Below are 21707 nucleotides of genomic sequence, written 5' to 3'. Positions count from 1 at the left end.
CGCCGTCCTCCCAGACGAGGAGCCCCTATGCGCCTTGCCCATCCGAGACGAAGAATCACGACAGTCGTGGTGGCCGCCGTGGCCACGGTGCTCGCCCTCAACGGTGCCGCCGCCGCCCTCCCGTCGGCCACGCCGGACCGGGAGACGGCGGCCGCGGCGCAGGCCAAGATCCGCCCGCAGTTGCAGACCCAGCTCGGTGCCGGGCAGGCGCCGGTCGACTTCTGGGTCTACTTCGGCGCGACGGCGGACCTGGCCGCGGCCAGCGCGATCACCGACTGGAACGCGCGCGGCACGGCGGTGACCAGCGCGCTCAAGCGGGCCGCCGACGAGAGCCAGCGGGCGGTACGCGAGGAACTGGCCGCCTCCGGCGTGACGTACCGGAGCTTCTGGGCGACGAACGCGATCAAGGTGACCGGCGGTGCGGACCTCGCCGCGCGGCTGGCCGCCAGGCGCGAGGTCAGCTCGCTGCTGCCGTCGTTCACGGTCAGCCCGCCGCCGGTCACCCGGGGCGTCGCCCGGAAGGCGGCCGACGCGGTCGAGTGGGGCGTCGCCGACATCAACGCCGACGACGTGTGGAGCCAGTTCGGCGTACGCGGCGAGGGCATCACCGTGGCCTCGATCGACACCGGAGCCCAGTTCGACCACCCGGCCCTGGTGCGCCAGTACCGCGGCAACAAGGGCGACGGCGTCTTCGACCACAACTACAACTGGTTCGACGCGGCCGGCACCTGCGGGGGCGCGCCCTGCGACAGTGACGGGCACGGTACCCACACGCTGGGCACCATGCTCGGCGACGACGGCGCCGGCAACCAGATCGGGGTGGCCCCGGGCGCCCGCTGGATCACGGCCAACGGCTGCTGCCCGGACGACGCCGCGCTGATCAGCTCCGGCCAGTGGCTGCTGGAGCCGACGGACCTGAACGGGCAGAACCCGGACGCCAGCAAGCGCCCGCACATCATCAACAACTCGTGGGGCACCACCACCCCGTCGGACGCCCCGTTCCTGGAGGACATCAGCCTGGCGTGGACCGCGTCCGGCATCTTCGGCGTGTGGGCCAACGGCAACAACGGACCGGGCTGCCGGACGAGTGGCGCCCCGGGCAGCCGGAAGATCAACTACTCGGTCGGCGCGTACGACTCCGGCCACACCATCGCCGGGTTCTCCTCGCGCGGGGCCGGCCAGGACGGCGAGATCAAACCGAACGTCGCCGCGCCGGGAGTGAACGTCCGGTCGAGCATGCCGGGAAACGCGTACGCCAACCTCAACGGCACCTCCATGGCGGCCCCGCACGCGGCGGGCACCATCGCCCTGGCCTGGTCGGCGGCCACGGCGATGGTGGGCGACGTCGCCGGCACCCGGTCCCTGCTGGACGGCACGGCCATCGACAACCCCGACAGCCAGTGTGGCGGCACCGACGACGACAACAACGCCTTCGGCGAGGGCCGACTGGACGCGCTCGCCCTGCTCAAGCAGGTACCGCGTGGCCCCACCGGCACGGTCGGCGGCACGGTCAGCGACGCCGCGACCTCGAAGCCGATTCCCGGCGCCACCGTCACGATCACCGGTCCGGTCAGTCGCGAGGTGACCACCGACGCCGACGGGGCCTACCAGTCCGGTGCCCTGCCGGTCGGCAGCTACGCGATCGGGGTGCGCAGGTACGGCTACGCCGCGGGCACGGTGCAGGCGCAGGTCCGCGAGGGCGCGACCACGACGGCCGACGTCAGGCTGGCCGCCCAGCCGATGAGCACGGTCAGCGGTACCGTCACCGACGGGTCGGGGCACGGCTGGCCGCTGTACGCCAAGATCGTCGTCGACGGCTATCCACTCGGGCCGGTCTTCACCGATCCGGTGACCGGCCGGTACAGCGTCACGCTGCCCCGGTCCGCGTCGTACACCATGCGGGTCACCGCCCAGTACCCCGGCTACCAGGCCGCCGAGCGGACGTTCGAGCTGGGTACGGCCGACCTGGTCCAGGACGTGGCGCTGACCGTCGACGAGTCGGCCTGCACCGCTCCGGGCTACCGGTGGAGCGGTGTCAGCGAGGACTTCGACGACTGGACCGACACCGGTACCCGCAACGGCTGGCAGCTCTCGGGCAAGCCGGGCTGGCGGTTCGACAACCCCGGCTACCGGCCGGTGCCGGACGGCGGTGACGGCAGGTTCGCCGTCGCCGACTCGGCGACCGGCGGCGGGAAGCGGTACGACACCTACCTGACCTCTCCGGTGATCGGCCTCTCCGGCGACGCCGCCCCGCAGCTCACCTTCCACACCTCCTACTACCCGGACGACGACAGCCAGCGGGCCGACGTCGAGCTGAGCACCGACGGCGGCCGGACCTGGAAGACCGTGTGGCGGCAGACCAGCAACCACGCGTTCGGGAAGGTCACCCTGCCGCTGCCGCAGGCGGCCGGCCGCGAGGACGTCCGGATCCGGTTCCACTACCAGGGCCGCAACGCCTGGTGGTGGGCGGTGGACAACGTATTCGTGGGCACCCGCGCGTGCCGACCGGTCGAGGGCGGGCTGGTCGTCGGCTTCGTCGACGACCGCGATACCGGGGCGCCGGTCTTCGCGACCGTGGCCCGGACCGGACACCCCTGGGAGGCCGGTACGGGCGTCACCACGCCGGTGGATCCGGCCGTCGGCGACGGCCTGTACTGGGTGTTCAGCTCCGCGGTCGGCCGTACCGGCTTCACCGCGAGCGCCACCGGCTACCAGAGCGCCACCGCGACGGTCCCGGTCCGCGCGGACGCGGTCGTGACCCAGGACTGGTCCCTCGTGCGGGCCGGCGGCTGACCTGCCGTACCACGCCGCGCACCGCCATCAGCTCACCTGCCGCAAGGAGACGTTCGTGAACACCTCACCCAGCAACCTCCGCCCGCGGAGGAGACATCGGATACGCCTGCTCGCCACCGCCACGGCGGTGCTCACCCTGCTCGGTACGGCCGGCGCCGCCGCCGCGCGCCCGGACGAGCCGACCGCTCCGGCACCGGCCGGAGCCGCCGCGGCAGCCGACGGGCTGCGGACCGTCGCGCTGCCCGGGCTGACCCGGGCGACCTACCGGATCACGTTGATCACCGGCGACGAGGTCACGCTGACCCGCGACGGCGGTCGCTACACCGTCACCGCCATCCCGTCGGCGCGGGCCGACGGCACCCGGCCGAGCATCGACGTCGAGGTCAGGACCGGACCGGGTGGAACGGACACCCGCCTGCACGCGCTGCCGAGGGACGTGCAGGCGTTGGTCACCGGCGGTGTCATCGACCGGAAGATCTTCGACGTGGCCTGGCTCGCCACCCAGGTGGAGCGCGATGAGAACACCCCGCTCGGCGTCACCGTCAAGTACGGTGACCGGCTGGACGCCGCGGCGCTGGACAAGCGGGTGTCGGGCCTGCCCGGCGTGACGACGGCCGCGAAGCACCCGGAATCCGGCACTGTCGACCTGCGCGTAGAACCGGGCCAGGCCGCCGCGTTCTGGGCCCGCTTCAAGGGCGACACCCGGGTCGGCGAGCTGAGCGACTACCTGTTCGACCGGGTCACCCCGAAGCTCAGCGGCGACGCGGTGGCGCTCTGGCCCACCGGGCTCCGCTCGACCGAGGCCGAGCCGCAGACCGACACCGGGCAACCGACGTACCGGGTCACCCAGACCTACACGAGGAAGAACGGTGACGCCTTCTACTGCGGCGACCGCCTCATGACCATCTGCCCGCTGTTCGGCTTCCTGCTGGCGCAGGTCGCCGGGAACGCGGTCGGGTCCGGATACGAATCCGTCAGCGCGCGTTGCCTGGACAGCGATCCGTGCACCACCTTCGAGGCGACGTTCGAGGTGCCGCCGGGCACCTATGAGGCCGGCGGCCACGCGCTCTTCCGGCTCGACGGCCGGGACCAGCAGCTCAACCTGGAACTGCCGGAGCTCACCGTCACCGGCGACACCACCCTCACCCGCGACGGCGACGCCGCCCGCCAGTTGACGGTCGGCACCCCCCGCCCCACCGAAACGTTCGTCGCCTCCCGGACCACCTTCCGCACCTTCAGCAACGGCCAGGGCGGCGGCACCCTGAGCTTCACCGGGTACGGCAACTCCACTTTCTGGGCCATCCCCAGCCCTCCGGTGACGGTCGGCACCTTCCACCTCGGGACCAACTGGGTGCTCGGCAAGCCGATGGTGACCATGGCGGTCACCACCCCCAAGCGGGTCGCCCTGAAGCCCATGCTGCCGACCGACTGGTACCGCGGCCCCGGCTTCGAGGTGGTCCGGTTCAGCGGCCGGCAGACTCGCCAACTGGTCGACGGCGGGCTCGGGCGGGCCGCGGACTACGAGCGGATCTCGGCCAAGGGGAAGATCGTCCTGCTGCGGATCGACGCCGACAAGCCCGCCGGCGGGCAGTGCAACGTCGGACCGGCGCAGCTGATGCGAGCGCGGGCCGCGGGTGCCGTCGCGGTACTCGTCGACGCAACCTCGACCGGCGGGCCGTGGCCCACCACGACCTGCCCCCTGCCGGTCCCGCCGGACTGGTGGTTTTACCCGCAGGAGGTGGCCGACATCCCGTACGCCGCCGTCTCGGCGGGCGAGGCCGAGAACCTGCGCGGCCTGCTGCGCCACGGCCCGGTGAAGATCGACGTCTCGGGCTACGACTCGGTCAGCCCGTACGTCTACACCCTGCACATCTACCAGGAGGGGCGGATCCCGGCCTCGCTGCACACCGAGGTCACCGACAAGCAACTCGCCACGGTGGACACCTCGCTGCACGGCACCCGGGCGCAGCCGGCCAGCCTGATCTACTCGGCCTTCCGACCGAACGAGACAGCCGTGGCCGGGGTGCCGTACAGCTACCTCACCGACAGCGTCCGGTTCACCACCTACCGCGGCCCGGTCTCGCCCGACCTGGTTCGGCTCCAGTTCTACGAGCCCTCCGGGGGGCAGCCGGGTGCCCGCACCATCGACGTCGTGGACCGGGCGGGACCGGACACCGCGCGATGGACGGCCCGGCCGCTGGTGCCCGGCGCGCCCGAACTGTCCCCCCAGGTCTTCCGCACCCAGCCCGGCAAGTGGGAGGGCGCCTGGTCCACCGAAATCTGTGCCTTCTGCCGGCAGGGCAACACGTTCTACCCGATCACCAACCTGGTGTCCGGGGCGGCGCCGAACCACATCATGGGCTCGTACGTCTTCGAGCCGCAGAACGTGCGCATGTACGCCGACGGCCGGGAACTACCCCAGGCCAGTTCTCTCGTGTGGGGTCCCACCTACGAGCTCCCCGCCGAAGCCCGGAGATACCGGCTGACGGCCGAGACCGGCAGGACCACGACGACGTGGAACTTCACGTCCGCCGCGCCGACCCGGTACGAGCCGCCGAAGGGGTTCACCTGCGCCGAGGGGACGAGCACCCCCTGCCACGCCGACCCGCTGCTGTTCCTGCGGTACGACGCTGGCGCGGACCTCGGCGACGCGGTCACCGCTCCCGGCCGCCACCAGCTCCGGGTCAGCGCGTACCACCAGGTACCGGGGGCGCCGGCGGTGAAGAGCCTCGCGCTGTCCATCAGCACCGATGGCGGGGTCACCTGGAAACAGCTCTCGACGACCGCCAAGGGCGGCGGCGACTACACCGCGGGCTACCAGGTCCCAAGGCTGACCGACACCACGGGCACGGTCAGCATCAGGGCCAGCGCGCGGGACGCGGCCGGCAACACCGTCGAGCAGACCGTCCTCGACGCCTTCCGCCTCACCGGCCGGCGCTGACGTCACTCCCGGGTCTGCCGGGCACGTCACCGACGTGCCCGGCGGCTGGGGGAGTGCCACCCGTGGCCGCCGCGCCGACGGGAATGTGCTCGCCGTCCGCCGCCGCCCTCGACGTGGGGGTGCCGGACGCCGCCGGATCACGCAGTGGATTGATGAATTGACGTTCGGTCATGTAGTTTCCTGTTTCGTGCCGAGCAATACGGGGGCTGGGCGATGAGACTTCCATTTCGGGGTTCGCGGCGTCCGCACGCTCCGACAGCCATGACCTCCGCCAGACCCGGGCCGATCACCGCCCGGCCGCTGCCCGGTGCCCGATGAGCGCCGGCGGCGGCCCGGCCGGGCGGGGCGCGGGGATCCGGGTCACCGGCCTGGTCAAGCGGTTCCGCTCGGGTGACGCGACGATCGTCGGCGCGGACCGGATCAGCCTCGCGGTGCCGGCCGGCGCCACCGTCGCGGTGACCGGCCCGAGCGGTTCGGGCAAGTCCACCCTGCTGCACCTGATCGGTGCCATCGAGCGCGCCGACGAGGGGCGCATCGACGTCGACGACGTGGAGGTGACCGGCCTGTCCGGCCGGCGGCTCGCCCGCTACCGCCGGGGGGTCGGCTTCGTCTTCCAACGCTTCCACCTGCTCCCCGCGCTGTCCGCGGTGGACAACGTCCTCGCGCCGCTGCTGCCGTACCGGACCAGCTTCGACAAGGTCGAGCGGGCCCGGAGCCTGCTCGCCGAGGTGGGGCTGGCCGGCCGGGAACGGGCCCAGCCCGCCCAGCTCTCCGGCGGCCAGCAGCAGCGGGTGGCGATCGCGCGGGCCCTGGTCGGCCGGCCCCGGCTGCTGCTGGCCGACGAACCGACCGGCAACCTGGACTCGGCCACCGGCGAAGAGATCATCAACCTGCTCTGGCGGCTCCGCGACGAGCACGGCATGACCCTGCTCATGGCGACCCACGAGGCGGCGCTGGCGGACCGCTGCGACCGGACCGTCCGGATCCACGACGGACGGATCGTCTAGCGCCGGCGAACCGGCGCGGAAACGGGGGTGAGGCGATCGGGAATCGGACGCGACACGGAAATCGTCCATCGACGTCATCGACAGTCCGATCAGAAGGAGTGGAAATGGTACGAATGCTCGAAGCGGCGGCGGACCGGGTGCTCAGGATGTTCGTTCCGGAGGTGACCGCGCAGGCCGCCGCGTGCACCTGCTGGACCGAGTACTGCGGGTGCAGCGGCGGACTGCGCCGGGTGCGGGACTGCTGCCGGGGCTGCGACAGCATCGGCACGACCTGCGGCTACTGCCGCACCACCTCGACACGCTGCTGACCCGACCACGACCGCACCGATGACGGCGTCCGGCCGGCCCGATCCGGCCGGACGACCACCCTGCCCGAGCGGAGACGACCCCACCCATGTTGCGGATGGTCTGGTCACAGCTGCGGAACACCCCCGGCCGGAGCCTGGCGGTGTTCGCCGCCGTGCTGGTCGCGACCACCGGGTTCACCGTGCTCACCGGCGCCGCCAGCACCTCCCGGCTGGTCGCCCGCGGTTCCGTCGACGGGCAGTTCCGGCCGTCCTACGACATCCTGGTCCATCCGTCGGCGCCGGCCGCCGGCCTGCTCGACCAGACCCGGCCCACCGCTGCCTACGGCGGCATCGGCCTGGACCAGTGGCGGCGGATCGAGCGGATCCCCGGCGTCGAGGTGGCCGCCCCGCTGGCGGTCCTCGGGATCGCCGACATCCGTCCGGGCCTGCGGGTGGACGTGACCGACCAGGTCGACCCGTCGGCCGAGCGGCAGGTCGTCGAGATCGCCGCCCGGATCAGCGGGGACCGGGGGCTGAGCACGCTGACCGCCGCACCGACCTACGTGTACGTGTCCCGGCGGCCCCTGGTGCCGCTCGCCGACCAGAGCGGGCGGGTGTACGTCTACGCCGACGGCACCCGGATCAGCCAGTCCACCTCCGCCGCCGAGTGCCCGGGCACGGGTGGCGGCGGCACGCTGGAGGTGCAGCCCGACGGCCGCCGCCGGCAGGTGTGCCAGACCGCGGTGAGCAGCTTCGACCCCGACGCCCGGCGGACCAGGGTCAGCGACGTGCTGGCGTACCAGTTGCTCGCGGACGGCACCTTCCGGCTGGCCTCCGTGTTCACCAGCGGCCGTCCCGCGTCGGCCGTTCCCGCCACCGCGCGGCTGGAGGTCCGGCTGCCGGCGGTGGTGCCGGTGCTGGTCGCCGGGATCGATCCGGCCGCCGAGGCGCGTCTGGTCGGCCTGGACCGGGCGGTCCGCCAGGGGCGCTACCTGACCGGCACCGATGCCGTCGCCCCGGCCCCTCCGTTCACCCAGCTCTCTCCGCTGCCCACCGCCGGTCCGGCCGGCCGGACCCTGCCGGTGCTGGCCGCCGACGACCTCGCCCTGGACGAACGGATCGACCTCACCGTGTCCCGGCTGACCGGCTCCACCGCCGAGCGGGTGCCCGGCACCGCGACGGAGGCGCTCTGGCCCTTGCTGCGCGACGCGGCGAGGACACCGCCGCGGGCGGTCCGGCACGACCTGGCGCAGCTCTACCGCGCCCGGCTCGACACCGCCCTGGCCGGGCAGGCCCCGCTCTCCGGCATCCTGGCCCTGCTCCGGCCCGGACCGGTGGCCTACACACAGCAGCCCGACGGGGTCGCCCGGGTGCTGCCCCGATCAGGATCGGACTCGACCGACCCGACGATCGAGGACGTGTGGCGGGACTCCTGGCTCGGTGCGGGCGACGTCGGGACGGCGGACCCGGTGAGCCTGCTCGGGCAGTCGGAGTGGACGGTCACTCCGGTGGGCAGCTTCGCGCCGGGCGCGGTCGACGCCCGGGCCGCGCAACAGGCCCTCGACCTCTACCGGCCGGCCCCGCCGGCGGGCGCCGACGCGCGCTCGCGGGGCCTGCTCGGCGACCGCCCGCTGCTGCCCGGGGACGACCCGCTCGGTTACCCGCACCGTCCACCGGGCCTGCTGACCACCCTGACCGCGGCCGGTGAGCTGTACGCGAGCCTCGGGTCCCCGACGAGTGCCGCGCCGCTGAGCTCGGTGCGGGTCCGGGTCGCCGGGATCGACCGGTTCGACGAGGTGGCCCGGGAACGGGTCCGGATGGTGGCCGACGAGATCGTCCGGCAGACCGGGCTGACCGTCGAGATCGTGCTGGGCGGCTCGACGGTGCGCACCCCGGTCCTGCTGCCCGCCGGCCAGCTCGGCCGCCCCGACCTCACCCTCTCGGAGCCGCGCACCCGCAAGGGCGTGGCGGCCGAGATCGTCACCGCCGTCGACCGCAAGAACGTCCTGCTGCTCGGACTGCTGCTGGTGGTCTGCGCGCTGCTGGTCGGTAACGCGGTGTCCACCGCGGTCCGCGCCCGGCGCCGCGAGCTGGCCATCCTGGCCTGCGTCGGCTGGCCCGGCTGGCGACTGAGCCTGCTGATCCTCGCCGAGACCACGGCGCTGGGGCTGACCGCCGGGCTGCTCGGCGCCGCGCTGTCGGGCCCGCTCGCCCGACTGGCCGACGTGCGGGTCTCCGGCACGGTGACCCTGCTGTGCGTGCCGATCGCGGTGTTGCTGACCGCTGCGGCCAGCGCCCTGCCCGCACTGCGGGCCGCTCGTACCCGCTCGGCCGAGGCGCTCCAGGCGACCGCGGCGCCGGCCCGGCGGGCCGCGGCGCGGACCGTCGCCGGGCTGGCGGCGGCCAACCTGGTCCGGACGCCGGCGCGCACCGTCGCCGGCGCGGTGAGCCTCGCGGCCGGCGTCGGCGCGGTGACCCTGATCGCCGCCGCGCTCTGGGCGTTCAACGACGGCATGGTCGGCTCGCTGCTCGGCCAGGCGGTCTCCGTGCAGGTGCGCGGGGTGGATCTGGTGGCGGTCGGCGGCGTGCTGCTGTTCGGCGTGCTGGGCGTGGCCGACGTGCTCTACCTCAACGTGCGGGAACGGTCGGCCGAGCTCGCCACGCTCCGGGCGGTCGGCTGGCCGGATTCCGCGCTCAACCGGTTGCTGATCTACGAGGCGCTCGGCGTCGGGGCGCTCGGCTGCGTCCTCGGGGTCGCCGCCGGCCTGGGCTCGGCCGCCCTGCTGGTGGGCCGGGTGGACGGCCGGCTGGCGGCGCTGGCGCTGGCCGTGACCGGGGCGGCGTTGCTGCTGACCGTGCTCGCCGCACTGGTCCCGGCGATCCTGATCCGGCGGCTGCCGACCGCCGCGCTGCTCACCGATGAATGAGGACGCTCGACCGGATGACCGGCCGAGGGCCGGATCGACCTACGGGGGAGGAACGATGTCGTACCTGGTGGCCGCGGTGGTCGTGCTGGCGGTGCTGTGCGTGTTCAACCTGCTGCTGTCGTTCGGCGCGATCCGCCGGCTGCGCCAGCACACCGAACTGCTCAACCGGCCCCGGCACGAGCCCGGGGAGCGGGACCTGGTCCGCCCGGTCGGGTCGACGGTGGGGGAGTTCGTCGCCACGACCGTCGACGGGGACCGGGTGTCCCGGGAATCGGTCGGTGCCGCGGCCCTGATCGCCTTCTTCTCCGTGCACTGCCCGGCCTGCCGGGAACGCAAGCCGGACTTCCTGGCCGGCGCGCCCGCGTACGCCGCGGCCGGCTGGACCGTGCTGGCCGTGGTCGTCGGCGATCCGGCCGAGTCGGCCGCCCTGGTCAGCGAGTTGCGACCCAGCGGCGCGGTGCTGGTGGAGGATGTCGGCGGGCCGGTGGGCGAGGCGTTCTCGCTGACCGGCTACCCGGCGTTCGTCCTGGTGCGGGAGAGCCGGATCGTCGCCAGCTCGTTCGATCTCCGTCAACTGCCACCCGCCGAGGCGCCGGCGGGGTCGGTCAGCGGACCGGTCGCCTCCTGACCGTGGCCCGGCTGACTTTCCGCCGTCGCCGCGACGACGCCGGCAAGCCGGCGGCCGGAGCGCTGTGGCGCGCCGGTGTCACCGCCGCGGCGCTCGCCGCCCGCTCCTCGCCGCCCGTGCTGGCGACGGTGCTGGTGCTCACCCTGGTCTCCGGCGGCCTGCCGATCGCCATCGCCTGGTTGACCAAGCTGATCCTCGACCGGATCGTGGACCAGCGGCCCGGAACGGGGGACCTGGTCGGCCTGGCGCTGGGACTGGCCGCCGCCAGCCTGGTCGTCGGGGTGACCCCGCACCTGCTCCGATACCTGCACACCGAGTTGGGACGGCGGATCGCCCGCACCGCGCAGGACCGGCTGTACCGCGCGGTGAACGGCTTCGCCGGACTGGCCCGGTTCGAGGACCCGCGCTTCCTCGACCGGCTCCAACTCGCCCAGCAGGCCGGCGCGAGCACCCCGGAACAACTCGTCGGAGGCGCGGCCAACCTGCTGCGCGGCGTCGCCGTGGTGGCCGGCTTCCTCGGCTCCGTCCTGACGATCAGCCCGGCCATGGCGGTGGCGGTCACCCTCGGTGCGGTGCCGGTGCTGCTGGCCGAGCTGTGGTTGTCCCGGCGTCGCGCCGAGACCGAACTGCGGGTGAGCCCGTACGACCGGCGCGAGTTCTTCTACCGCACCCTGCTGGCCAGCCTCCAGGCGGCGAAGGAGATCCGGATCTTCGGCATCGGCGACTTCCTCCGGGAGCGGATGCTGACCGAGCGGAGCCGCTCCGATCGGGCCCGCCGGCGGATGGACCGGCGGGAGGCGCAGGTACAAACCGTGCTGGGCCTGCTGAGCGCGGGTATCGCCGGGGCGGGGCTGGTCTGGGTGGTGCAGGCGGCCGGCAGCGGCCGGTTGACCATCGGCGACGTGCCGATGTTCGTGGCGGCGCTCGCGGCCGTCCAGGGTGGCCTGGCCGGCCTGGTCGCCGACGTCACCGCCACCCACCACAACCTGCTGCTGTTCACCCACTACCAGGCGGTGGTCCGGGCCGCGCCCGACCTGCCGGTCCCGGACCGGGCGGCCGCGCTGCCGCCGTTGCGCACCGGCATCGAGTTCGACGACGTCTGGTTCCGGTACGGCGACGACCATCCCTGGGTGCTGCGCGGGGTGACCCTGCGGATCCGGTCCGGCGAGGCGCTCGCCGTGGTCGGCGCGAACGGCGCCGGCAAGAGCACGCTGGTCAAGTTGCTCTGCCGGTTCTACGACCCGACCCGGGGGACGATCCGGTGGGACGGCGTGGACCTGCGGGACGTGCCGGTGGCGGAGCTGCGCCGGCGGATCGGGGTGACGTTCCAGGACTACATGCACTACGACCTGACCGGGGCGGAGAACATCGGCCTCGGCGATCTGGACAGCCTGCCGGACCGGTCGCGGATCGAGGCCGCGGCCCGGCTGGCCGGGGTGCACGACACCCTGAGCGCGCTGCCGCACGGCTACGACACGCTGCTCAGCCGGACCTTCATGAGCGGTGCGGAGAACAACACGGTACGGGTGGGCGTGACGCTGTCCGGCGGGCAGTGGCAGCGGCTCGCGCTGGCCCGGGCGTTCCTGCGGGACCGGTGCGACCTGCTGATCCTGGACGAACCCAGTGCCGGCCTGGACCCGGACGCCGAGGCGGAGATCCACCAGGCGATGCGGGCGCACCGGGCCGGCCGGACCACCCTGCTGATCACCCACCGGCTCGGCGCGGTCCGGGACGCCGACCTGATCGTCGTGCTGCGCGACGGCCGGGTGGCGGAGTCCGGCCGGCACCACGAGCTGCTGGCCGCCGACACCCAGTACGCCCGGATGTTCGTCAGACAGGCCAGCGGCTACCGCGGGCCCGATCCCGCGCTGCACCGGGGGGCGGAGTGATCCTGGCGTGCGGCGGGGCGGCGACGCTGCTGGCCGTCGTGCTGGTCGGCCGGTGGCTCCGGCGGCGGTTCCTGGTGGTCACCGTGGAGGGCCGCAGCATGGAACCCGGCCACCGGGACGGCGACCGGGTCCTGGTCGACCGGCTGCGGTCGGCCACCGTCCGGGTCGGCGACGTCGTGGTGGTCGATCGGGACGGCGTCCCGGACCGGCCCGACCGACCGATGATCAAACGTGTCGCGGCGCTGCCCGGCGAACCGGTTCCGGTCGAGGTGTGCGCCTTCCAGCACTGGCCGATCCGGACCCGGGTGCCTCCCGGGCAACTGGTGCTGCTGGGCGACAATCCGGCCGGCAGCCTCGACTCCCGCCAGCGCGGATTCTTCCCCGCCGACCGGCTGCTGGGGGTCGTCGTTCGACAGCTGCGCCGGGACCGGTGAACCGCCCGGCGCTGGTGGAGGTGTCACGCCGCGCGAGCCCGCGCCGGGTGCTGGAGGAGGAGCTCATGTCGTACGTGTCGGTCGGTCTGCTGGCGGTCCTGTGGTGGGTGTTCGCGGCGTCGAGTTGGAGCAAGGCGCGCAGCCGGACGGCCCTGCGCGCGTTCGCCGACTCGCTGCGACCGCTGCCGCTGCTGCCCGCCCGGCTGGTGGATCCGGTGGCCGTCCTGGTCACGATCGCCGAGCTGGGGCTCGTGCTCGGCATCGGCTGGTCGGTGCTGGCGGTGGCGACCGGCTGGCCGGCCGCGCGGCCGGGCGCGACGCTGGTGCTCGTCCTGACCCTGCTGCTGCTGGCGGTGCTCACGACCGGCGTGGTACTCGCGGTGCGCCGCGACACCGGGGCCCGCTGCGCCTGTTTCGGGGCCACCCAGCAGCCGCTCGGTCGGCGGCACGTCGTGCGCAACGCACTCCTGCTGGCGGTGACCGGGGCTGCCCTGGTGACGGTCCTGGTCGCGCGGACGCATCCGCTGGCGGCGGCCGGTGTGCTGGTCGGCGTGGCAACCGGATCGGTCGGTGCGCTGATCCTGATCCGCCTGGACGACCTGCTGGAGCTGTTCCTGCCCACGCCGTCGACCTCGCTGGCCCCGGCCCGCCGCCGACGCTAGCGATCATCGGTGCGCGGAGCCGCACACCCGGAGCCCGTCAGCGCCGGGCGACGTTGGCCTCCTTCGGCGCGGCGAGCAGCGCCGATCCGAGGGGTGTGCGCTGGTACAGGACCCGGCGTCCGCGCCGGTTGCGGTCCACCAGTCCGGCGGCCAGGAGAACCCGCAGGTGATACGACACGGTGGGCTCCGTCCAGTGCAGTTCCCGGCTGAGCTCTCCGGTCGACCTCGGCTCGGTCAGGGCGGTGAGCAGCGCCGCCCGGGTGCCGCCGATCAGGTCCGCCACGGCACGTGCCGGGTCGTCGCGGCGCCGGGCCCACAACCGGGCGATGTCGTCGGCTCGGTACACCAGCATCGGCGTCAGCGGGCGCTCGGCCGCGATCCGCACCGGGCCGACGTGTGCGGTGGTCGGTACCAGCAGCAGCCCGTCGTGCGCCCAGTCGATGGTGCCGTCGTAGCGCCGGTCGAGCGAGATGCCGGATTCCTGCCAGGACAGCCCGGGCCCCAGCGACTCGAGCATCGCCACCGCACCGCGGGCGGCCGACAGGTCGCCACGGCGCCGGATGTCCGCGTCGAGCACGCCGCGGACCGCTGGCCAGTCCTCCCGCACGGCGACGTCGAAGAAGGTCCCGATCGCTTCGGCGGCCACCGCCGCCACCACCCGGGGACCGCGCCGCACCAGGTCGTCCAGCACCGCCGGGGCGGGCCGTCGCCACTGCTCGTACTCGGTGCGGGTGGCGAAGAGTCCCGCCACGTCGGCGCGGACGGGCCGGCCGCGTAGTCCGATGTCGAGGTGGTGCTCGACCACCTCGGGGGGCGTGCTCGCGATCTGCTCGACCATCGCCTCGACAGGTGCCCCGCGCGTCGGCACCGGGCTCAGGAAGTCCGGGCTGTAGTCGTGGTCGATCGGCACGAGCGCTTCGAGGACCTCCCGGAGCCGCCCGGGCATCCGCTCCCGTGCGCGGCGGTACCAGGTGCGGGCATGGGGCGCCGGGTGGTGCTCGCGCAGCCGTACGGTGTCGATCACCTCGTGCACCGGGGAGGCCGCGAACCTCGACCGGCCCAGGGTGTCGGCGGTCATCGCAATGCGCAGCACCACCCGGCCAGTCTGCCTCAGCGGCGGGCCGGCGTGCGGCGTCGAGCGCCACGTCGCGCGGCCGGGCGTGAACCGCCGTCGCGGGCCGGCACCACCGTGACAATTACAGGGACCTCGAATCAATGGCTCCGTGCCGCGCGCTGACCCAAGCTCGACGAGGCGGGCCGGGGGCCAGCGCTCGGCCGTCCCCGGCACGCCCGACATCTCCGACATCACCAGAGGAGGAACCATGAGCACCACCGAGCGGCGAGGCCCGGTGAAGGCCGCCATCACGGTGTCCCTGGACGGCTACGTCACCGGTCCCGACGATCGTGCGGGCCAGGGGCTCGGCGTCGGCGGCGAGCGGCTGCACTACTGGGTCATGGGCGGCCCGTGGACCTACGAGACGGAGCGCGAGCCCGGCGCCGGGATGACCGACGCGGACCGTGCCTACTACGACGCGCTGCTCGAGGGGACGAGCGCCGGCCTGTGCGGCCGGGGCATGTACGACAGCGCCGGCGCCTGGGGCGGCCGGAACCCGTTCGGCGGCACCATGGTCGTGCTCACCCACCGCACCGCCGACCAGCCCGACCCGAGCACCGGTTTCGTCATGGTCGACGGGTTCGAGGAGGCGCTGGCGGAGGCCCGGCGAGCGGCGGGTGAGGGCGGCGTCGCCATCGGCGGGGGCGCCGACATCATCCGCCAGGCGCTCGGGGCGGGGGTGGTCGACGAACTCGGCATCACCACCGCTCCGGTCGTCCTCGGCCGCGGGAAGCGGCTCTTCGAGGGCTTCGACCGCGACATCGATCTCCAGATCCTCTCGGTGCACAACTCGCCGTACGCCGTCCACGTGCGGTACGGCGTCGTGCGCTGATCCCGTTGTGTCGCGAAGGGAGACCGACGTGTCAGACCTGATGGTCGACTTCATCACCTCACTGGACGGTTACGGCGCCGCCGAGGGCTGGCCGGGGTTCTGGGGCCTCGAAGGGCCCGAGTACCTCGAATGGCTCGGTCGGGAGGCCGACGCGGAGTACACCGTCCTGATGGGGGCGAACACCTACCGGCTGATGTCCGGGTTCGCCGCCGGCTCCGACGACGCCGGCCTCGCGGACCTGACCGCCAGACCCAAGGTCGTGTTCTCGTCGACGTTGCGGGCGCCGCTGTCGTGGGCCAACTCGCGGGTGGTCGACACCGACCCGGTCGAGACCGTGCGGTCGATGAAGGCGGACGGCGCGACCCCGATGCGCACCATCGGCAGCCTCACCCTGTGCCGGTCGCTGATCGGGGCCGGGCTGGTCGACCGCTTCCGGGTGGTCGTCTTTCCGGTGGTCACCGGCAACTCCGGTCGGGACCGGATCTACGACGGATGGCCCGACGTGGCCCTCGAGACGGTCGCCACCCGGACGTTCGACGGCCGGCTCCAGCTGCTGGAGTACGTCCCCACGGTGCTCGCGGGCCCGCCCGGGACGGCGGCACCGACGCACGAGTGACCCGGGAGCGCGACCCCGGCGTGGCGGGCCGGGGCGCGCCCGCCCCGGCCGCGGCACGGACGACGTCCTACGGGGACGCCGGACCCGACGTCGCGGTGTCCGTGCGGTCGGTGGACGTGGACTGGGTGGCGCGGTAGTGCGACGGTGAGACGCCGTAGGCGCCGACGAACGCCTGGCGCAGCGCCTCGACGGTCCCGAAACCGCAGCGGCCCGCTATCGCCTCCACCGTCAGGTCGGTACCGGTGAGCAGGTGCGCGGCCGCCTCCACCCGGGCCCGCCGCACGAACCGGCCCGGTGTCAGCCCGATCTCCCGGTGGAACAGCCGGGCGAGGTGCCGCTCACTGACCCCGGCGCGCCGGGCCAACGTGGCCGCGGAGAGGTCCTCGTGCAGGTGCGACGAGATGTGCGAGACGGTCTCCCGCACCAGCGAGTGCCGGACCGCCGGCGGTGCCGTGAACATGCTCATCTGCGCCTGGTTGCCGGGCCGTTGCAGGTAGGTCACCAGGTGACGCGACACGTCCCTGGCCAGCGCCGGGCCCTCGTCGGCCTCGATGAACGCCAGAGTGAGGTCCAGCGCCGCGGTCACCCCCGCCGAGGTGCACACGTCGCCCTCGGCGATGAAGATCGGATCGCTGTCGAACTCCACGTGCGGAAACCGCCGCTGGAGGTACGCCGCGTGGTGCCAGTGCGTCGCCACCCGCCGTCCGTCGAGCAGACCGGCGGCGGCCAGCACGCCGGCGCCGGTGCAGACCGACGCGACCCGGCGCGCCTCCCGACCGAGGCGACGGACGTGGGCGACGAGGCGCTCGTCCCGCATCGCGTCCACGTAGCCGATCCCGCCGGAGACGACGAGCGTGTCCAACGGCCCCCGAGCCCGCTCGAGCGCGATCTCGGCGTTCAGCACCAGCCCGGCCGCGGTGCGGATCGGCGCGCCGCCGGGCGAGGCCAGCCGGAGCCCGTAGATCGCACGTCGCCGCAGGTAGTTGGCCATCTGCAGGGACGCCGTCACGCAGGCGATGTCGAGCAGTTCGGCCGCGGGATAGCCGACGACCAGGACGCGACGTGTGGTCCCCACGGTGCCACGCTACGGGCCGCGCCGCCCGCAGGCGACATGTCCGTAGGACAGCCAGCCCAAGTATTCGGACCAACCGCCGGCCGGTTGTCGCCGCGACGGCGGCCCGCCGCGCACGGTGGCCTCATGGCAACCACCGACCCCGCCCGGCCGGCGCACCGCCGCCTCGGATCCGCGCGCGTCGTACGCCCGCTGGTCCGCCACTACGTCGAGATGGTCGTCGCGATGACCGTCGGCATGACGGTGCTCGGCGTCCTCCGCTCGTCCGTCGGACTCACCGTCGCGTTCGCCGAGCGTCCCGGCGCCGCGTACCTGTTGATGGCGACCGACATGGCGATCGGCATGGCCGTCTGGATGCGCGTGCGCCGCCACCCCTGGCCGGCGACGCTCGAGATGTGCGCGGCCATGTACCTGCCCGTCGCGCTGGTGCCGCTCGTGTGGGCCGGGGTCGTCGGATCGATGACGTTCATGATCGCCGTCCACGTCCTCATGCTGGCCGCCATGCTGGTCGTGCTCCTGCGCCATCGCCACCACCTCGTCCGCTGCTGACCCCGGGCGGCCCCGGCCGGCCGCACCCACACCAGACCGTCCAGCGAGGAGCTGTGGCCATGCGGAGAAGGATCGTCCGGATCCTGGTCGTCGCGGTGGCGGCGCTCGTCGTGCCCGCCGCCGTCGGGGCGCTGGGCGTCCGGCGGGCGACCGACGAGGTCTACCCCGACCGCGTCTCCGGCGTCGCCCCGCCCGCGTGGTCGGCACCCGTGCTGGATCCGGGCCGGCCCACGGTGGCCATCGTGCTCGGCTCGGCGGGCGCCAACGTCGCCGACACCCTCGCCCCGTACGAGGTGTTCGCGGCGACCGGCCGGTTCAACGTGGTGACCGTGGCGCCGACGCCCGACCCGGTCACCCTGACCGGCGGCCTCGACCTCGTGCCCGACCTGAGCTTCGCCCAACTGGCCGCCCGGATGGCCGGGCCGCCCGACGTCATCGTCGTGCCGCAGCTGCACGGCCCCACGTCCGACGTGGTGCGGTGGCTGCGTGCGCAGCGCCGGCAGGGCGCCCCGCTCCTGCTGAGCGTGTGCGTGGGCGCCGAGGTGCTCGCCGACGCCGGGCTCCTCGACGGCCGGCCGGCCACCTCGCACTGGCTCAAGCTGATCGGGCTACGCCGCAGCCACCGGGACGTGCGGTGGACCGAGGGTGTCCGGTTCGTCGACGACGGCGACGTCGTCAGCACCGCCGGGGTGCTCTCCGGCATCGACGGCGCGCTCCGCGTCGTGGAGCGCCTCGTCGGTGCGGCGGAGGCCGAGCGGGTGTCCCGGGAGCTGCGCTGGTCCGGTTACCGACCCGGCGAGCCGGTCGCCATCGCCGGTGCGCGTCCGGCGCCGCGCGACCTGGTGGCGCTGTTGAGCGCCGCCTACCGGTGGAACCGGCCGACGACCGGCGTGCTGCTGGCCGACGGCGTGGGCGAGATCGAACTGGCCGCCGCCTTCCGTCCCTACACCGAGCTGTCCTACCTGGCCCGCCTCGAGGCGTTCAGCGTCGACGGTCGGGCCGTCCGTTCCCGGCACGGCCTGACGTTCCTGCCCCGCTCCGGCTGGAACCCGGCGGAGCCCGGCTTCGACCGGGTGCTGGTGCCCACCGGCGGCCCCGCCGGCCTCGGCGACACGTCGATCCCCGTGCACCCGCTGCACCGTGCCGACGAGTTCCCCGTCGACGGGGCACTGCGCGACATCGCCGACACCTACGACGTCGCCACCGCCCGCTGGGTCGCCAAGTCCCTCCAGTACCCGGTGCCGGACCAGGGGCTGGGCGGCCCTCGGTGGCCGTGGCGTCTCACCGCGGCGCCGCTGCTGCTGGCCGGCGTCGGCGCGGCCGCGGTGATCCTGCTCGGCCGGGTCCGACGACGACTCGGCGGTCACGTTCGGCTGGGCGCGCCGAACAGGTAGCGGACCTCGTCCATCATGACGACCAGCGCGGCGGCGACCAGCGCGCCGGCGACGGCCAGGCCCGCCCCGGCCGGGCTCACCGGCCCGGCCGGGGCGAGCGCGCCGACCACGGCGGAGCCGATGAGGAAAGCGTTGCGCCACACGTGCTGGCGGCCCAGCGGCGTGGCGGTGCGGCCGAAGCAGCGGCAGGTGCCGCCACCCCGCCGCAGGTTCGCCGCGATGGCGACGGTGAAGGCGAGCAGCAGGGCGGCACCGGAGAGGAAGCCGGCCAGCGGGAACACCGCCAGCAGGGCGACGGTGCCGAACTCGGCGGCGACCACGGCCGCGGCGAGCGGGCCGGCCGGCCGGTAGCCCAGGTCGCGCACCGAGCGCGCGAACTCGCGGAAGGCGGCCCGCCCGGAGACCTTGCCGACCGCCGCCGCCAGCAGGACCGCGCCGAGCAGCACCCGGCACCCGATCTCGACGTACACCTGTCATCGCCTCCCTCTGGCCACGCCGAGGATCGCCTCGCGTGGCACCGCCCCGAAGTGCCGCGAGTCCTGGCTGTGGGGGTTGTCGCCGCGCACCGTCACGGCGCCGTCCGGATCGACCCGGTGGACGCGTTTGACCATCCACGTCAGGTCCGAGGTGGGGACGACGTCGCGGGCCCGGAAGACGACGAGGTCACCGGCGGCCGGTGTCCGCCCGACGCGCACCACGAGCCGGTCGCCGTCGCGCAGCGTCGGCGCCATGCTCTGCCCGTGTACCACCACCAGGCGCCAGCGGCGGCGCAGCCAGCCGGTCATGACGCCGCCAGTTGGTAGCCGTCGGCCTGGAGGCGGAACAGCCGGGCGTACTCGCCGTCGGCCGCCATCAGCTCGGCGTGCCCGCCCGACTCGACGACGCGTCCGGCGTCCAGCACGACGATGCGCTGCGCGTCGCGCAGGGTGCTCAGCCGGTGGGAGATCAGCAGCCCGGTGCGGCCCTGGCGGATCCGGGCCAGCGACGCGTGCACGCGGGCCTCGGCGTCGGCGTCCAGCCCGGAACTGGGCTCGTCCAGGATGAGCAGGTCGGCGTCGGCGCGCATCAGCGACCGGGCGAGCGCGACCCGCTGCCACTGCCCGCCGGAGAGCGTCACGCCGGGCTCGCCGTCCTGGTCGGCGAAGGTACGGCTGAGCAACGTGGCGTAGCCGTGAGGGAGGGCCCGCAGGCGGTCGTGGATCTCGGCGCGGGCGGCGGCCTCCTCGACCTGCCCGGTCGTGTGCGGCAGCCGGCCGATGCCGACGTTCTCCTCGGCGGTGAGGTCGTAGCACATGAAGTCCTGGAACACCGCGCCCATCCGCTGGCGCAGCGTCTCCACCCGCAGCTCGCGCAGGTCCACCCCGTCCCAGGTGATCCGGCCGCGGTCCGGGTCGTAGAACCGGCAGAGCAGCTTGACGAGGGTGCTCTTGCCGGCGCCGTTGAGGCCGACGAGCCCGACCGCCTCACCGGCGGTGATCGTCAGGTCGACGCCCCGCAGGATCCAGGGACCGCCCTCGTCGTAGCGGAACCACACGTCCTCGAACCTGATGGCGGTGCGCAGCGGCGGTGCCGGCCGGGTCCCGTCGACCAGGTCGGCGGGACTGTCGAGAACGGCGACGTAGTGCCGGAACAGCCGGGTGGCCGTGCCGGCCTCGCCGAGCTGAGCGGCGATGCCGGCCAGGCCGCTGTGCGCCGCGGCGAACGCGGCCAGCAGCAGGGTGAGGTCGCCGAGGCTGAGCCGGCCGCGGACCGCGGCGTTCACCGCGACCACGGTGGCGGTGAGGGTCACCGCGGCGCCGGCCAGCGCCCAGCAGGTCTGCACCACCGTGGCGTGCCGCGCGGCGGCCAGCTCGATCCGGGCGGCGGCCCGCACCGCGCCGGTGAGCCGGTCGTGGAAGAACCGGCCGAGCTGGTAGAGGCGCACCTCCCGGGCGGCGCGCAGGTCGGTCAGCACGTTCTGGAACAGGAACCGGGCCCGGAACAGGCTGGCGCTGTCCTCCACGGCCCGCGCCGCCCGCCGGGACAGCCGCAGTTGGATGAGGAAGTCGGGCACCGCCACGGCGAGCAGGAGCAGCCCGGCCGGCGGCCAGAGGGAGGTCAGGATCACGGCGAAGCCGCCGATGGTGACGACGTTCTGGGCCACGTCGACAGCGAACATGACGACCACGTACGGCGCCTGGGTGGCGGCCTGCTGGGCCAGCGCCAGCCGGTCGCGCAGGGCCGGCTGCTCGAACGGGCCCAGCCCGACGAAGGTGTTCAGTTTCCGGTACAGCCGCACGTCGGCGGCGATCGTGATCGCGTTCTGCAGGGCCGTGGTGAAGTAACCGGACACCCGGCTGGCGATCGCCGCCAGCGCGCCCAGGACGGCGATCGCCACGGCGTACCAGGTGGCGGTCGCCGGGTCGGCCGAGCGGCCCCTGCCGACCTCGTCGAAGAGCAGCTTCGTGAACCACGCGACGCCGATCGGGGGCGCCGCGCCGATGACGACGAGGGCGACCGTGGCGGCGAGCGCCCCGCGGTCCGCGCAGCCCAGTCGCAGGGCGGCTCGCAGCGTGGCCACGG

18 protein-coding genes are annotated in these 21707 nt (G+C 74.1%); 13 read left to right on the top strand and 5 right to left on the bottom strand.

Annotation, left to right across the window (positions count from 1 at the left end; genetic code table 11):
• The first annotated feature begins 27 nt into the window (after positions 1-27).
• From SM577_RS24970 to SM577_RS24930, 9 genes are all read left to right on the top strand, one after another.
• Entirely contained in the window at positions 28-2793 is a 2766-nt protein-coding gene (locus SM577_RS24970) for a S8 family serine peptidase (protein ID WP_474588108.1), read from the top strand.
• A 55-nt stretch (positions 2794-2848) separates the two neighbouring features.
• Positions 2849-5734, top strand: coding sequence for a hypothetical protein (locus SM577_RS24965; protein WP_474588107.1), 2886 nt, complete (start codon positions 2849-2851; stop codon positions 5732-5734).
• Positions 5735-6048: 314 nt separating this feature from the next.
• Positions 6049-6741, top strand: coding sequence for an ABC transporter ATP-binding protein (locus tag SM577_RS24960; RefSeq protein WP_302920142.1), 693 nt, complete (start codon positions 6049-6051; stop codon positions 6739-6741).
• 104 nt (positions 6742-6845) lie between these two features.
• Positions 6846-7049: a hypothetical protein gene (locus SM577_RS24955; RefSeq protein ID WP_146228167.1), complete on the top strand. Its 204-nt coding sequence runs from the start codon at positions 6846-6848 to the stop codon at positions 7047-7049.
• Positions 7050-7144: 95 nt separating this feature from the next.
• Entirely contained in the window at positions 7145-9955 is a 2811-nt protein-coding gene (locus SM577_RS24950) for an FtsX-like permease family protein (protein ID WP_474588106.1), read from the top strand.
• Positions 9956-10010: 55 nt separating this feature from the next.
• On the top strand, positions 10011-10583 hold the full coding sequence (locus SM577_RS24945) for a TlpA family protein disulfide reductase (protein ID WP_302920140.1): 573 nt from the start codon (positions 10011-10013) through the stop codon (positions 10581-10583).
• A gap of 2 nt (positions 10584-10585) precedes the next feature.
• A complete protein-coding gene (locus SM577_RS24940) occupies positions 10586-12472 on the top strand; it encodes an ABC transporter ATP-binding protein (protein WP_474588105.1) in 1887 nt (628 codons plus the stop codon).
• Positions 12469-12906, top strand: coding sequence for a S26 family signal peptidase (locus SM577_RS24935; protein WP_302920138.1), 438 nt, complete (start codon positions 12469-12471; stop codon positions 12904-12906). Before SM577_RS24940 ends, SM577_RS24935 begins: the two co-directional genes overlap by 4 nt.
• A 65-nt stretch (positions 12907-12971) precedes the next feature.
• Positions 12972-13568 (top strand): MauE/DoxX family redox-associated membrane protein, encoded by a 597-nt coding sequence (locus tag SM577_RS24930; RefSeq protein ID WP_302920137.1) that lies wholly within the window; start codon positions 12972-12974, stop codon positions 13566-13568.
• Between the two features lie 37 nt (positions 13569-13605).
• Here the strand turns inward: SM577_RS24930 and SM577_RS24925 are convergent, their stop codons facing one another.
• Entirely contained in the window at positions 13606-14664 is a 1059-nt protein-coding gene (locus SM577_RS24925; RefSeq protein WP_302920136.1) for an ArsR/SmtB family transcription factor, read from the bottom strand.
• Positions 14665-14890: 226 nt separating this feature from the next.
• On the opposite strand from SM577_RS24925, the gene SM577_RS24920 reads away from it, so the two are divergent.
• Together SM577_RS24920 and SM577_RS24915 are read left to right on the top strand one after the other, a co-directional pair.
• The gene (locus tag SM577_RS24920) at positions 14891-15514 is read left to right on the top strand and encodes a dihydrofolate reductase family protein (RefSeq protein WP_302920135.1); all 624 of its coding nucleotides are present in this window, start codon (positions 14891-14893) and stop codon (positions 15512-15514) included.
• Positions 15515-15542: 28 nt separating this feature from the next.
• The gene (locus SM577_RS24915) at positions 15543-16130 is read left to right on the top strand and encodes a dihydrofolate reductase family protein (RefSeq protein WP_474581310.1); all 588 of its coding nucleotides are present in this window, start codon (positions 15543-15545) and stop codon (positions 16128-16130) included.
• A gap of 67 nt (positions 16131-16197) precedes the next feature.
• On the opposite strand, the gene SM577_RS24910 is transcribed toward SM577_RS24915, so the two are convergent.
• Entirely contained in the window at positions 16198-17205 is a 1008-nt protein-coding gene (locus tag SM577_RS24910) for a GlxA family transcriptional regulator (protein WP_474588104.1), read from the bottom strand.
• Positions 17206-17328: 123 nt separating this feature from the next.
• On the opposite strand from SM577_RS24910, the gene SM577_RS24905 reads away from it, so the two are divergent.
• Together SM577_RS24905 and SM577_RS24900 are read left to right on the top strand one after the other, a co-directional pair.
• Complete coding sequence (locus tag SM577_RS24905) at positions 17329-17751, top strand: hypothetical protein (RefSeq protein WP_474581312.1); 423 nt, start codon at positions 17329-17331, stop codon at positions 17749-17751.
• A 59-nt stretch (positions 17752-17810) separates the two neighbouring features.
• Entirely contained in the window at positions 17811-19145 is a 1335-nt protein-coding gene (locus SM577_RS24900) for a DJ-1/PfpI family protein (RefSeq protein ID WP_474588103.1), read from the top strand.
• Here SM577_RS24900 and SM577_RS24895 read toward each other — a convergent pair.
• Genes SM577_RS24895 through SM577_RS24885 form a run of 3 tightly spaced genes read right to left on the bottom strand, consistent with a single transcriptional unit; the run spans position 19115 to position 21705 of the window.
• Entirely contained in the window at positions 19115-19615 is a 501-nt protein-coding gene (locus tag SM577_RS24895; protein ID WP_302920130.1) for a MauE/DoxX family redox-associated membrane protein, read from the bottom strand. The two genes, SM577_RS24900 and SM577_RS24895, sit on opposite strands and share 31 nt — an antisense overlap.
• Before the next feature lie 3 nt (positions 19616-19618).
• A complete protein-coding gene (locus SM577_RS24890) occupies positions 19619-19930 on the bottom strand; it encodes a S24/S26 family peptidase (protein ID WP_474581314.1) in 312 nt (103 codons plus the stop codon).
• Complete coding sequence (locus tag SM577_RS24885) at positions 19927-21705, bottom strand: ABC transporter ATP-binding protein (RefSeq protein WP_474588102.1); 1779 nt, start codon at positions 21703-21705, stop codon at positions 19927-19929. The genes SM577_RS24890 and SM577_RS24885 overlap by 4 nt, the downstream gene beginning before the upstream one ends.
• Between the last annotated feature and the right edge of the window lie 2 nt (positions 21706-21707).

The organism is Micromonospora desertarenae (genome assembly GCF_056150265.1).
The sequence above is the reverse complement of the archived record's forward strand: the minus strand, read 5'-3'. Positions and strand labels throughout refer to the sequence as shown.

Excerpts from the sequence above, each read along its gene's own strand:
- SM577_RS24970 (WP_474588108.1), top strand. The coding sequence starts at position 28 with ATGCGCCTTGCCCATCCGAGACGAAGAATCACGACAGTCGTGGTGGCC.
- SM577_RS24960 (WP_302920142.1), top strand. The coding sequence starts at position 6,049 with ATGAGCGCCGGCGGCGGCCCGGCCGGGCGGGGCGCGGGGATCCGGGTC.
- SM577_RS24955 (WP_146228167.1), top strand. The coding sequence starts at position 6,846 with ATGGTACGAATGCTCGAAGCGGCGGCGGACCGGGTGCTCAGGATGTTC.
- SM577_RS24950 (WP_474588106.1), top strand. The coding sequence starts at position 7,145 with ATGGTCTGGTCACAGCTGCGGAACACCCCCGGCCGGAGCCTGGCGGTG.
- SM577_RS24945 (WP_302920140.1), top strand. The coding sequence starts at position 10,011 with ATGTCGTACCTGGTGGCCGCGGTGGTCGTGCTGGCGGTGCTGTGCGTG.
- SM577_RS24930 (WP_302920137.1), top strand. The coding sequence starts at position 12,972 with ATGTCGTACGTGTCGGTCGGTCTGCTGGCGGTCCTGTGGTGGGTGTTC.
- SM577_RS24920 (WP_302920135.1), top strand. The coding sequence starts at position 14,891 with ATGAGCACCACCGAGCGGCGAGGCCCGGTGAAGGCCGCCATCACGGTG.
- SM577_RS24905 (WP_474581312.1), top strand. The coding sequence starts at position 17,329 with ATGGCAACCACCGACCCCGCCCGGCCGGCGCACCGCCGCCTCGGATCC.
- SM577_RS24900 (WP_474588103.1), top strand. The coding sequence starts at position 17,811 with ATGCGGAGAAGGATCGTCCGGATCCTGGTCGTCGCGGTGGCGGCGCTC.
- SM577_RS24890 (WP_474581314.1), bottom strand. The coding sequence starts at position 19,930 with ATGACCGGCTGGCTGCGCCGCCGCTGGCGCCTGGTGGTGGTACACGGG.